This is a genomic window from Mycobacterium sp. SMC-11 (genome assembly GCF_046250095.1).
Classification (GTDB): Bacteria; Actinomycetota; Actinomycetes; order Mycobacteriales; family Mycobacteriaceae; genus Mycobacterium; species Mycobacterium heraklionense_A.
On sequence record NZ_CP176430.1, the window covers coordinates 3,977,447 to 3,990,563 of the forward strand.

The following is a 13,117-nucleotide window of genomic DNA, read 5'->3' on the forward strand; positions in this document are numbered from 1 at the left end:
CAACCCGCGCGAATCGCGGTCCACGGTTAGTCTTGAGGGCATGCGAACCGCGTACCACGAGCAACTCTCGGATCTGGCCGAACAGCTCGGCACGATGTGCGGCTTGGCCGGGGCAGCAATGGAACGCGCCACACAGGCCCTGCTGCAAGCCGACTTGATGCTGGCCGAACAGGTGATCACCGATCACGAACAGATCGCCGCGATGAGTACCCGCGCCGAGGAAAGCTCTTTCGTGCTGTTGGCCTTGCAGGCCCCGGTCGCCGGGGATCTGCGCGCCATCGTCAGCTCCATTCAGATGGTGGCCGACATCGACCGGATGGGCGCGTTGGCCCTGCACGTCGCCAAGATCACCCGCCGCCGCCACCCGCAACATGCACTGCCCGAAGAGGTCAACGGGTACTTCGCCGAAATGGGCAGGCTTGCAGTCGAATTGGGAAACAGTGCGCAAGAGGTGCTGTTGTCTCGCGACCCGGAGAAGGCCGCCCGGATCCGCGAAGAAGACGACGCGATGGACGACCTGCACCGGCACCTGTTCTCGGTACTGATGGACAAGGAGTGGCGGCACGGAGTGGCCGCCGCCGTGGATGTGACGCTACTTGGGCGGTTCTACGAGCGGTTCGCCGACCACGCCGTCGAGGTCGCTCGTCGGGTGATCTTCCAGGCGACCGGCAAGTTCCCCGACGAGCACACCCTGCCGTCAAGCGAGTAGCGCGGCTAAAGCTCTTTTAAAGCCCTGAGGATGCGCTGTTCGCTGACCGGGCGCGGTGTACCGAGCTGCTGAGCCCACAGACTCACCCGAAGCTCTTGGATCTGGCGCGCGATGTCGCGCACGTCGTTGTCACGATGGCGCGCCGTAGGCAGGGTCGCCAATAGGTCCCGGTAGGCGTCCTGCACCGCGTGCACCCGCGCCATCCGTTCCCGGTCAGCCTGCAACGCGCGGGGCAACTGCTCCACCCGGCGACGAATCGCCGTGAGGTAGCGGACCAGATCCCCCAGATGCGCGCGACCGGTAGCGGTGACAAAACCGGGCGCCAGCAGCGCATCCAGCTGGCCGACGATATCGGCGATCGCCTCGGCCTGGCCGGGCGGCGGTTGCGCCGGCAGCGCCACTTCGGTGTCACGGGCCGCGGCCAGCACCTGCGCAACTCGGGTCACCACGTCAACGGTGGTCGGCACCAGCGCGGCGGCCACCCGGGTGCGCAACCCGATGTAGTCGTCCCGGGTCCACACCGGTGCCGGCGTCAACGCGTCGGTCGCAGCGTCGGCGCAGTCGTCGATGAGCGCCGCCAACGTCCCGTTCGGGTTCGCCTTGAGCATCAGCCGCGTCGGCGAATCCAGCTGACGCTCGACCGCTTTGACCGGCGACGGAACATCGCAGCGCAGCAACCGGCGGATACCAGGTCCGAGCGCGGCCCGCTGCTGCGCCTCGGTGGAGAACACCCGTAGCTGCGCGGTATCGCCGGCATCGGCAAAAGCCGGGAAGCCACGAACGGCGCGCCCAGCCACCACCCGCTGCACGGCCCGAGGCAGCGTGTCCAAGTCGTCCGGCCAGCTGCGCAGGCCACTGCGTTCCAGCTCCGCGCCGACCGCATCGGCGACCGCCTCGCGGGCCGACCCCGCCAGTCGATCCTGCAAGACGCCGAGGTCTTTGCCGCGAGCCACCTCGGTGCCGTCTGCGGCCTCCACGGCGAAGGTAACCCTCAAGTGCGCGGGCAGCTTGCTCAGGTCGAAAGCATCGATCGGGACCAACACCCCGGTGCGGCGACGAAGCTCGTGTACCAGCGACTCCAGCAGCGGCTCGCCCGGCCCGATTGCCGACAGCACCGCGCGGGCGGTGTCCGGTGCCGGGACGAAGTTGCGTCGCAGATCCTTGGGCAGGGACCGGATCAGTGCGGTGATCAGCTCTTCGCGCAGCGCAGGTACCTGCCAGGCGAACTCGTCGCCGCCGAGGCGGGCCAGCACATCGATCGGCACGTGGACGGTGACCCCGTCGTCGGCGGCGCCCGGCTCGAAGCGATACGTCAGCGGCAACGACAGATCCGCGGTCGCCCAGCTGTCCGGCCGATCAGCGCCGAGATTCTCATCGGCCCGCAGCAACTCGTCGCGAGTAAAGGTCAGCAGCTCGGGTGTGGCCTTGTGCTGCTTGCGCCACCAGCCGTCGAAGTGCCGCGCCGACACCACCTCGGCGGGGATCCGGGCGTCGTAGAGGTCATACACGGTGTCGTCGTCGACGATCAGATCGCGACGACGGAGCCTGTCTTCCAGCTCCTGCAGTTGGATGCGCAGGGCGGCGTTGTCGGCGAGGAATCGGTGCCGGGACACCCAGTCGCCCTCCACCAGCGCGTGCCGGATGAACAGCTCGCGAGCCACCGCCGGCTCCACCCGGGCATAGCCCACCCGGCGGCGCGCCACCAGCGGCAGTCCGTACAGCGTCACCTTTTCGAAGGCCATCACCTCGCCGCGCTTGGCGTCCCAATGCGGTTCGCTGTAGCTGCGCTGCACCAGATCTGCCGCGACCCGCTCGACGGTTTCCGGCTGGATGCGCGCGGCGGTCCGCCCGAACAGGCGGCTGGTCTCCACCAGCTCGGCGACCATCGTCCAGCGCGGAGGTCGTTTGGCCAGGACCGAACCGGGCGCCAGCACGAACTTTGAGTTGCGCGCGCCGGCGAACTCCCGACCGTCGTCACGGCGCATCCCGACGTGCGACAGCAACCCGGCCAGCAACGCAGCGTGGACAGCTGCCGGCTGGGCCGGCTCGCCGGATTCACGGATGCCGATATCGGCTGCGATGCTGCGCAGCTGCCCTACCAGGTCCTGCCATTCCCGGATTCGCAGGTAGTGCAGGAACTCATTGCGGCACATCCGCCGAAACGCACTGCCGCTCAGCATTTTCCGCTGCTCTGACAGATACGACCACAGGTTGAGGTAGGCGGTGAAGTCGGAATCGTCGTCGACGAACCGGGCATGCTTAGCCCGGGCCGCCTCCTCCCGATCGACTGGCCGCTCCCTGGGATCGGGAATGGTCAGGGCGGCGGCGAGCACCAGCATCTCGCGGACACAGCCCTCGGTCTCAGCGGCCAGGATCATCCGGCCCAACCGCGGGTCTACCGGCAACCGGGCCAGCCGGCGGCCGATATCGGTGATCGCTCCCTGCGCGGTAAACGCGCCGAGCTCGACCAGCAGCGCGACCCCGTCGCGGATGCTGCGCGAATCGGGCGGGTCGAGGAAGCCGAAGTCTTCCACCGCACCCAGCCGCAACGACGCCATCCGCAACAGCACTGCGGCCAGATTCGTGCGCAGCACCTCGGGGTCGGTGTAGCGCGGCCGAGCGTCGAAATCGGCTTCGCTGTAGAGCCGGATGCACACCCCGGGAGCGGTGCGGCCGCACCGGCCGCTGCGCTGCGCGGCGGACGCCTGGGAAATGGGTTCGATGGGTAGCCGCTGGACCTTCAGCCGGCGGCTGTAGCGAGAGATACGCGCGTTGCCCGGATCGATCACGTAGCGGATGCCCGGTACCGTCAGCGATGTCTCAGCTACGTTGGTGGCCAGCACAATCCGCCGGCCGGCGCGCGCAGGGGCGAACACCTTCTGCTGTTCGGCTGTGGACAGCCGCGCGTACAGCGGCAGAATCTCGGTGTTGGGCAACCCACCGAGCGCTTCTGCGGTATCCCGGATCTCGCGCTCGCCGGACAGGAACACCAAAATGTCGCCGGGCGGTTCGGCGGACAGTTCGTGCACCGCGTCGACGATCGCCTCGATCTCGTCGCGGGTCTCGGTCCGGATGATCTCCTGGTCCGGGTCATTAGGGTCCGCGAAATCTTCTGCGGCCTCCGAGCTGACCGGCAGCTCCAGCGGGCGATACCGGATTTCCACCGGGTAACTGCGGCCGGACACCTCGACGATCGGCGCGGGGCCACCGCTGCGCCCATCATCGAAGTGCGCCGCGAAACGCTGGGGTTCGATGGTGGCCGAGGTGATGATCACCTTCAGATCGGGGCGGCGCGGCAGCAACTCGCGCAGGTAGCCGAGCAGGAAGTCGATGTTGAGGCTGCGCTCATGCGCCTCGTCGATGATCAGCGTGTCGTAGCGCAGCAGCCGCCGGTCCCGTTCGAGTTCGGCGAGCAGGATGCCGTCGGTCATCAGTTTGATCAGGGTCCGATCGGACACGCGGTCGGTGAACCGGACCGCGTACCCGACGACATCGCCTAGCGGGCTGGCCAATTCGTCGGCGATACGCTGCGCAACGGTGCGGGCGGCCAGCCGCCGCGGCTGGGTGTGGCCGATGGTCCCGCGAATGCCGCGGCCCAGCTCCAGGCAGATCTTGGGCAGCTGCGTGGTCTTACCGGAACCGGTCTCGCCGGCCACCACGACGACCTGGTGATCCCGAATCGCCGCGGCGATCTCGTCGCGGCGGCCGCTGACCGGCAGCTCGGGATAGCGGACATCGGGCACCGCGGTCCGGCGCGCGGCGACCAGTGCTTGCGCCTCGCCCATCCGCTCGGCGAGCTTTCGCACCTGCTCGGGCTTTGCGCCACGCAGATCCTTCAGGCGCCGTCCGAAGTAGACCGCATCCCGGAGGGTCAGCTCATCGAGGAGCGTGCGCAACTGCGCGACGGACGGTTCGGCCACTTCGCGAAGCTTACGGGCCTGGGCCGACCTGCCTGTCATCTGGCATTTAGCCAGTCCATATCGGCGTCATCTGGATTCCACCAGAATTCCACCGTTAGATCATGGCTGTTCACCCTACCGTAACCTTCGTGTACCGCATTAAATGGAGAAGTGGCCCGGATCGCACGTGGTTATTACGAATTGTCTGCCGGGTTGATCCGGTGATGTCGCAACCGCGGCCATCACCTTAATTCGTTCTGCGAAAGGGCAATGTGAAACTGAACGGAATTGGCGCGACGCTGGGAATTATGGCGACCGGCGCATTGGTGTTATCCGGGTGCGGTAGCGACAAGAACACCGACACCGGCGAGAAGACGACCTCGAGCTCGGCAGCCGCCGGCGGAAACTGCGGCGGCACGGACACGCTGAAAGCCAGCGGATCGACCGCCCAGCAGAACGCGATGGCCCGGTTCGTCAAAGCGTTCATCGACGAGTGTTCGGGCCACAACGTCAACTACACCGCCAACGGCTCGGGCGCCGGCATCCGGGAGTTCGTCGGCGGCCAGACCGACTTCGCCGGCTCCGACGTTCCGCTGAGCGGCGACGATTACGCCGAGGCGCAGCAGCGCTGCGAATCCCCTGCCTGGAACCTGCCGGTGGTGTTCGGCCCCATCGCGATCACCTACAACATTCCCGGCGTCGACACGCTGATCCTCGACGGCCCGACCGCCGCGAAGATCTTCAACGGAGCCATCACCAGCTGGGATGACGCGGCGATCAAGGCCCTCAACCCGACAGTCACGCTGCCCGCCCAGCCGATCCACGTGGTGTTCCGCAGCGACGAGTCCGGGACCACCGACAACTTCCAGCAGTACCTGGATGCCGCCTCCGGTGGGGCCTGGGGCAAGGGTGCCGGAAAGACGTTCAACGGTGGTGTCGGCGAAGGCGCCAAGGGCAACGACGGCACGGCCGGAGCCATCGCCTCCACCGAGGGGGCGATCACCTACAACGAGTGGTCATTCGCCCAGGCCAAGAATCTGGCCACCGCCCAGATCGTCACCTCCGCCGGCCCCGATCCGGTCGCGATCAGCACCGAGTCGGTCGGCAAGACCATCGCCGGTGCCACCATCAAGGGGCAAGGAAACGACCTGGTGCTCGACACGGCGTCGTTCTATCAGCCGACTCAGACGGGCTCCTACCCGATCGTGCTCGCCACCTACGAGGTGGTGTGCTCGAAGTACCCGGACGCTGACGTCGGCACCGCGGTGCGGTTGTTCCTGAAGTCCACCATCGGCGCAGGCCAGGATGGTCTGGCCGACAACGGCTACGTGCCGATCCCCGAGGCTTTCAAGGCTCGCCTGGCGTCCGCGGTCGACGCCATCTCGTGACCCCCGGGCATCCATCGACGCCCTTGGCGAACAGCCGCTCGCCTCGAGGTGAGCGGCTGTTCCGGGCGGCCGCGGTCTCGGCCGGATCGACAGTGGTGGTGGCGATCGTGCTGATCGCGATCTTCTTGCTGGTGCGCGCTGTCCCGTCGTTGCTCGCCAACGACGCGAACTTCTTCACCAGCCCAGACTTCCGCACAGGAGATCCCGACCACCTGTCGTTCGGTATCCGAGACCTGCTGATGGTCACGGTGTTGAGCTCGGTATTCGCGTTGACACTGGCGGTGCCGATTTCGGTCGGTATCGCGGTCTTTCTCACCCAGTACGCACCCCGGCGGTTAGCCCGACCGTTCGCCGTGGTGATTGATCTGCTGGCAGCGGTGCCGTCCATCATCTTCGGTCTCTGGGGGATCTTTGTGCTGGCCCCGATGCTGGTGCCGTTCATGCGATTCCTGCGAAGTCACTTGGGCTGGCTGTTCCTGTTCCATAAGGGCAACGTGTCGCTGGCCGGCGGCGGCACGATCTTCACCGCGGGGATCGTGCTCGCGGTGATGATCCTGCCGATCATCACCTCGGTCTCGCGGGAGGTATTCCGGCAGACCCCCTTCGCCCACATCGAAGCCGCCCAGGCCCTGGGAGCCACTCGCTGGGAGGTGGTGCGCATGGCCGTGCTGCCCTACGGCCGCAGCGGCGTGATCGCCGCGGCGATGTTGGGCCTGGGTCGCGCGCTGGGCGAGACGGTCGCGATGCTGATCATCCTGCGGGCCGCGGCTAAGCCCGGGAATTGGTCGCTGTTCGACGGCGGGTACACGTTCGCCTCCAAGATCGCCTCGGCGGCCGCGGAGTTCAGCGCCCCGCTGCCGACCGGCGCCTACATCGCCGCGGGGTTCGCATTGTTCGCACTCACGTTCATCGTCAATGCCGCCGCTCGCGCGGTGGCCGGCGGCAAGGTCAACGGATGACAGCCCAACTGCTCAACGCACCGGTCAAGCCGTCGGTGCCACAGCGCCATCACCTCAGCGTGCGGCGCCGATTGACGGACAAGCTTGCCACCGCGGCGTTCGTGTCCTCGTTCGCCGTGGCGGCGATCCCGTTGGTCTGGCTGCTCTGGGTCGTGGTGGCCCGCGGTTGGCACGTGATCACCAATCTGAGCTGGTGGACGCATTCGCTACGCGGCGTGCTGCCCGAAGAATTCGCCGGCGGGGTGTATCACGCGTTGTACGGCACCCTGGTACAGGCCGGGGTGGCCGCGGCGCTGGCGGTACCGCTGGGTCTGATGACGGCGATCTACCTGATCGAGTACGGCGGCGGCCGGTGGGCGCGATTGACCACCTTCATGGTCGACGTGCTGGCCGGGGTGCCCTCGATCGTGGCGTCGCTGTTCGTGTTCAGCCTGTGGATCGCCACCCTCAAGTTCGAGCAGAGCGCCTTCGCCGTGTCGCTGGCGCTGGCGCTGCTGATGTTGCCGATCGTGGTGCGCTCCACCGAGGAGATGCTGCGTCTGGTGCCCGACGAACTGCGGGAGGCCAGCTACGCGCTGGGGGTGCCGCGATGGAAGACGATCCTGCGCATCGTCATCCCCACCGCGCTCTCGGGAATCCTGTCGGGAATCTTTTTGTCGATCGCCCGAATCATGGGTGAGACCGCCCCGGTACTGGTGCTGGTGGGCTACAGCCGTTCGATCAACTACGACATCCTGCACGACAACATGGCCTCGCTGCCGCTGCTGATCTACTCCGAGCTGGGGAACCCGCAGGCGGCTGGGGCCGCTCGAGTCTGGGGGGCGGCCCTGACGCTGATCATCCTGGTCGCAGTCAGCGCGATCGTGGCGGCAGTGGCGACTCGGCTCACATCGGTCCACGATCGCTGACCGAACTATTCCCCGAAACCGACGTTTTGCAGGTCTCTACTCGCACCTTCTCTGCAAAACGTCGGTTTCGCGAAGGATGAGAGCCGAAGGAGAGCCGAAGCTGGAACCGCCGCATCAGCCCCGCGGTTCCGTGCCGCCGACCAGCTTCACCACCCGGTTGTTGCCCCGGTCGGCGACGTAAAGAGCGCCGTCCGCACCGACGACGACCTGCAGCGGAGTGTTCAGCCCGGTGAACGGCAGCTTCGTCTGGGTATTGGCCCCCGCGGTCAGCTTCACCACGGTGTGGCTGTCGTGGTTGGTGACGAAGACGTTGCCGGCCCCGTCAACGGTGACGCCCCACGGGGCATCGAGACCGGTGAACGGGAGCACGCTCTGGGTATTGGATCCCGCGGCGAGCCGCACCACCCGATCGTTGTCGGTGTCGGTGACGTAGACGTTGCCGGAGGAGTCGACAGCCACGTCGTCGGGGTTGTGCAGCCCGGCGAACGGCAGCACCACCTGGGAGTCGGCCCCGGCCGGCAGCTTGACCACCCGGTTGTTACCTCGGTCGGCGACATAGACGCTGCCGTCCTTGTCCACCACCAGGCCTTCCGGATAGTTCAGCCCGCTGAACGGCAGCTCGGATTGGACATGGGAATCCGGATCCAGTTTCACCACCCGATTGTTGAAGTCGGTGACGTACACCGCGCCGGCCCGATCGACGGCGACGCCCTGCGGTTCGTAGAGCCCGGTGAACGGCAGCATCACCGGAGACTTCGATCCCGGCTCCAGCTTCACCACACGGCCGTACATGCTCTGGTTGGTGACGTAGACGTTTCCGCTGCTGTCCAGCGCCAACCCGCCCGGGGAGAGCCGGAAGCTCAGGCCCTCCAAGGGCAGCACACTCTGCCCGTTCGCCGACGCCGACGCCGACGCCCCGGGAGATGTCTCCGAACGGTGGGTGACCGCATAACCCCCCACACCCACTGCTACCAGCAGCGCCGCGGCAGCCGCGGCCGGCACCAGCCATCGGCGATCTCCGCGGTTCTTGACCTCGGCGGCAAAAGCCGGTGCGGCTGCCGCCGGCTGCTGCGCCGGCCGGTCCCGCCAACCGGTGAGGGCGGGCCGAATCTGAGTCTGCTGGTGCGGCTGGTCGTAGGAGTTCGCGTCATAGGCGCGGTGTTCGTAGCTGGCCGGCTGTTGGCGGTAGCCGTTGGCCGGAGAGCTACCGCCGCCGTTGGTGGAGGCACCGACGGCGCTGGCCATTCGGGTGGCCACCCCGCCCTGCTCGACGATCATCGCGGCCTGATGCTGCTCTGCGGTGGTCAGCGCGTCGTGTGCGGCACGTGCCAGGTCGCCGGCGCTGCTGTATCGATCCCGCGGATTCTTCGCCATCCCCCTGGCGATCACCTGGTCCAGTCCGACCGGCACCACGCCGGGCCGCAGCTGACTGGGCCGCGGGGCGGGCTCCATCAGATGGGAGGCGATCAGTCGTTCGATGGTCTCGGTCCGATACGGCTGTTGACCGCTCAAACACTCGCTCAGCACACAGGCCAGTGAATAGATGTCGGCACGGTAGTCGACCTCAGCCCCACTGAACCGCTCTGGCGCCATGTAGTTGTAGGTGCCCAGCGCCATCCCGGTCTGCGTCAGGCCGGGATCTGCCGCGGCGCGGGCGATACCGAAATCGACCAGGTAGGCGAAGTCATCCCGAGTGAGCAGGATGTTCGCCGGCTTGATGTCGCGATGGGTGATTCCGCCGGCGTGTGCGGCGTCCAGGGCGGCAGCCACCTGTTCGATCACCGCTACGGCTCGCGCCGGGGGCAGCGGGCCGGAGCGCTGCAACTCCATGCCGAGGTCATTGCCGTCGATCAGCCGCATCTCGACGAACATCTGACCGTCGATCTCGCCGTAGTCGTGGATGGGCACCACATGCGGTTCGGTAAGCCGGCCCGCCGCGTCGGCCTCGCGCTGCATCCGCGTTCGGAATGCCGGATTGCCCGACAACACGGGGGCGATCAGCTTCAGTGCGACCGATCGGTGCTTGCGGGTGTCCTCGGCCTCATAGACCTCACCCATGCCACCTCGCCCCAGCAGCCGAAGCAACCGGTAAGGACCGAATTGGGAACCCACCTGGGAAGCCGGTCCGTTATCGTTCACGACGCTCCATTCACCCGGTCAGGATTGGCACCAAGCAATCAACTGTTGCGGTGAACAGAAGATTAACCAAAGGTTACCAGCGAAAATGGATCGGCGCAGATGTCGACGATCAGGAAATAGCGTCGACCGCTGTCTTCAATTTCGACGTAAATTCCGGAGGTAGGGGAATATAGCCGTACTGGTCCAGATCCTGCTGCCCGTCGCCGATCGCCGCTTGCATAAACGCCTTGACCGCTTGCGCCGTCGCCGGATCGGGGTATTTGGAGCAGACGATCTCGTAGGTCACCAGCACGATCGGGTAGGCACCGGCCACCGTCGGTTTGTAGAACGACGAGGTATCCACCACCAGATCGTTTCCGGCGCCGCTGAACTTCGCGCCGGCGATGGTCTTGTCCACCGAGTCGACAGAGATGGTCACCGGCTGCGGGCCCGCCGAGGTGACGATCTGGGCCATGTTGAGCTCGCGCCCCACCGCATAGGACCACTCGTTGTAGGTGATCGAGCCCTCGGTGCTCCGCAACATCGCCGAGGTGCCGTCGTTGCCGGCCGCGCCGACACCGGTACCGCCGTTGAATGCCTTGCCCACCCCGCGGCCCCAGGCGCCGTCGGAGGCGATGTCGAGGTACTTCTGGAAATTGTCGGTGGTTCCGGACTCGTCGCTGCGGAACACCACATGGATGGGCTCGGCGGGCAACGCCGTGTCCTTGTTGAGCGCCTTGAGCGCGGGGTCATCCCATTTGGTGATGGTGCCGTTGAAGATCTTGGCCATCGTGGGCCCGTCCAGGTCGAGTTCGTTGACGCCGCCGATGTTGTAGGTCACGGCAATCGGACCGAAGACGGTCGGCAGGTGCCAGGGCGTCGACCCGCACCGCGCCGCCACCCGCTGCGGCTCACCGTTGGACGGATCGAGCGGCGAGTCAGATCCGGCCAATTCTGTTTGCCCACTGGCAAATTCAGCGATTCCGGTGCCAGATCCGTTGGCCCGATAGTCCAGCGTGTAGTCCGGGCAGGCCCGGATGTAGGCGTAGACGAACTGTTCGATCGCGTGCGCCTGGGCCGTCGAGCCGCTCGCGGTCAGCTTCTGCTTGCCGCCGCACTGCACTGCCGAGGATCCCGAACCCGAGGCCGACGACGATTCGTCACCACCGCAGGCCACGACCGTCAGCAGTACAGTCGCCAGCAGGCTCGAGACGATACCGAATCGGTTGATCCTCAACGGCACTCCTTCGGCGGTCAGCGCGGAAACCACACGGTAGCCGAATCTGGTAATAAGTCAGCCAAAGCGACCCGAGATGTAGTCCTCGGTTTCCTTAAGTCTCGGATTAGAGAAAATCTTCTCGGTCCCGTCGATCTCGACCAACCGGCCGGGCTTCCCGACGGCCTCCAGGTTGAAGAACGCCGTCTGATCGCTCACCCGCGCCGCCTGCTGCATGTTGTGGGTGACGATGACGATGGTGTAATCCTGCTTGAGCTGCGAGATCAGCTCTTCGATGGCCATCGTCGAGATGGGATCCAACGCCGAGCAGGGCTCATCCATCAACAGTACGTCGGGCTGCACCGCAATGGCCCGCGCGATACACAACCGCTGCTGCTGACCACCCGAAAGCCCGCCACCGGGCTTGTCCAGCCGGTCCTTGACCTCGTTCCACAGATTCGCCCCGCGCAGCGACTGTTCGACGGTCTCGTCCAGCAACTTGCGATTGCGCACCCCTTGCAGCGTCAGCCCGGCCACCACGTTGTCGCGGATCGACATGGTGGGAAACGGATTTGGGCGCTGAAACACCATCCCGATCGCCTTACGTACCCCCACCGGGTCGATGCCGGCCTGGTAGATGTCCTCACCGTCGAGCAACACCGAGCCCTCAACACGCGCCCCCTGGATGACCTCATGCATCCGGTTGAGGGTGCGCAGCACCGTCGACTTGCCGCAGCCCGATGGCCCGATGAACGCCGTGACGCTGCGTGGCGGCACCGACAACGTCACATCGGCCACTGCGTGAAACGACCCGTAAAAGATGTTGACGTCGCTCAGGTCCAACCTTTTGGCCACTGGCAGCCATCTCCTCACTCGACTCAACCTGTCCCGGCCCGAATGTCCGACGGCCCAGACCTTCTTGGAGCAACGATCTGCGCGCCAGCCTAGCCACGATCTTGAGTCCCGCAATCTGGACAAAAGCGTCGACTCAGTCCAGGTACGCCGCGACGCGCCACGATCCGATGGTGACGGAGGGTGAGCTGTTACCCGAAATACGTTATGCCCCAGACGATTAATCTACCGATCGCGAAGCCTGCGCTCGCGCCCGCGATCGCCTAGCCGAAGCGGCCGGAGATGTAGTCCTCGGTCTCTTTGAAACTCGGGTTGGAGAAGATCTTCTCGGTCCCGTCGATCTCGATCAGCCGGCCGGGCTTGCCGACATCGGCCAGGTTGAAGAAGGCCGTCTGATCGCTCACCCGCGCCGCCTGCTGCATGTTGTGGGTGACGATGACGATGGTGTAATCCTGCTTGAGCTGCGAGATCAGCTCTTCGATGGCCATCGTCGAGATCGGATCCAACGCCGAGCAGGGCTCATCCATCAACAGCACGTCGGGCTGCACCGCAATGGCCCGCGCGATACACAACCGCTGCTGCTGACCACCCGAAAGCCCGCCACCGGGCTTGTCCAGCCGGTCCTTGACCTCGTTCCACAGATTCGCCCCGCGCAGGGAGAACTCCGCGGTTTCGTCGAGTGTGCGGCGGTTGCGGATTCCCTGCAGCTTGAGGCCGGCCACCACATTGTCGCGAATGGACATGGTGGGGAAGGGATTCGGTCGCTGAAAAACCATTCCAACGGCTTGGCGAACCCCCACCGGGTCGATTCCGGGGCGGTAGATGTTCTCGCCGTCGAGCAGTACCGACCCCTCGATGCGGGCCCCCGGAGTGGTCTCGTGCATCCGGTTGAGGGTGCGCAGCACGGTCGACTTGCCGCAGCCGGAGGGACCGATGAACGCGGTGACACTGCGCGGCGCGACCGACAGTGACACGTCGGCCACCGCGTGAAAGGACCCGTAAAAGATGTTGAGGTCGGTGAGGTCCAACCTTTTAGCCACCGTGCAGCTCTCCTTGTTCGCCCACCGC

Annotated in this window: 9 protein-coding genes; 4 read left to right on the plus strand and 5 right to left on the minus strand. The window is 66.0% G+C overall.

What is annotated here, in order from left to right:
* The first annotated feature begins 40 nt into the window (after positions 1 to 40).
* Entirely contained in the window at positions 41 to 709 is a 669-nt protein-coding gene (phoU, locus tag ACKY0X_RS18905; protein WP_046282758.1) for a phosphate signaling complex protein PhoU, read from the plus strand.
* A 5-nt stretch (positions 710 to 714) separates the two neighbouring features.
* On the opposite strand, the gene hrpA is transcribed toward phoU, so the two are convergent.
* On the minus strand, positions 715 to 4,629 hold the full coding sequence (gene hrpA / locus ACKY0X_RS18910) for an ATP-dependent RNA helicase HrpA (RefSeq protein WP_409427276.1): 3,915 nt from the start codon (positions 4,627 to 4,629) through the stop codon (positions 715 to 717).
* Positions 4,630 to 4,880: 251 nt separating this feature from the next.
* Between hrpA and pstS (ACKY0X_RS18915) the strand changes: the two genes are divergently transcribed.
* The 3 genes from pstS (ACKY0X_RS18915) to pstA are packed head-to-tail and all read left to right on the plus strand — an operon-like array spanning position 4,881 to position 7,863.
* Positions 4,881 to 5,996: a phosphate ABC transporter substrate-binding protein PstS gene (gene pstS / locus ACKY0X_RS18915; protein WP_409427277.1), complete on the plus strand. Its 1,116-nt coding sequence runs from the start codon at positions 4,881 to 4,883 to the stop codon at positions 5,994 to 5,996.
* Positions 5,993 to 6,955, plus strand: coding sequence for a phosphate ABC transporter permease subunit PstC (pstC, locus tag ACKY0X_RS18920; RefSeq protein WP_409427278.1), 963 nt, complete (start codon positions 5,993 to 5,995; stop codon positions 6,953 to 6,955). The genes pstS (ACKY0X_RS18915) and pstC overlap by 4 nt, the downstream gene beginning before the upstream one ends.
* Complete coding sequence (gene pstA, locus ACKY0X_RS18925) at positions 6,952 to 7,863, plus strand: phosphate ABC transporter permease PstA (protein ID WP_409427279.1); 912 nt, start codon at positions 6,952 to 6,954, stop codon at positions 7,861 to 7,863. Before pstC ends, pstA begins: the two co-directional genes overlap by 4 nt.
* A 114-nt stretch (positions 7,864 to 7,977) precedes the next feature.
* Here the strand turns inward: pstA and ACKY0X_RS18930 are convergent, their stop codons facing one another.
* From ACKY0X_RS18930 to pstB (ACKY0X_RS18945), 4 genes are all read right to left on the minus strand, one after another.
* Complete coding sequence (locus tag ACKY0X_RS18930) at positions 7,978 to 10,002, minus strand: serine/threonine-protein kinase PknD (RefSeq protein WP_409427280.1); 2,025 nt, start codon at positions 10,000 to 10,002, stop codon at positions 7,978 to 7,980.
* A gap of 109 nt (positions 10,003 to 10,111) precedes the next feature.
* The gene (gene pstS, locus ACKY0X_RS18935) at positions 10,112 to 11,218 is read right to left on the minus strand and encodes a phosphate ABC transporter substrate-binding protein PstS (RefSeq protein WP_409427281.1); all 1,107 of its coding nucleotides are present in this window, start codon (positions 11,216 to 11,218) and stop codon (positions 10,112 to 10,114) included.
* Between the two features lie 57 nt (positions 11,219 to 11,275).
* Entirely contained in the window at positions 11,276 to 12,052 is a 777-nt protein-coding gene (gene pstB / locus ACKY0X_RS18940; protein ID WP_409427282.1) for a phosphate ABC transporter ATP-binding protein PstB, read from the minus strand.
* 260 nt (positions 12,053 to 12,312) lie between these two features.
* Entirely contained in the window at positions 12,313 to 13,089 is a 777-nt protein-coding gene (pstB, locus tag ACKY0X_RS18945; RefSeq protein WP_065040942.1) for a phosphate ABC transporter ATP-binding protein PstB, read from the minus strand.
* Positions 13,090 to 13,117: the final 28 nt, after the last annotated feature.

Excerpts from the sequence above, each read along its gene's own strand:
- phoU (WP_046282758.1), top strand. The coding sequence starts at position 41 with ATGCGAACCGCGTACCACGAGCAACTCTCGGATCTGGCCGAACAGCTC.
- pstA (WP_409427279.1), top strand. The coding sequence starts at position 6,952 with ATGACAGCCCAACTGCTCAACGCACCGGTCAAGCCGTCGGTGCCACAG.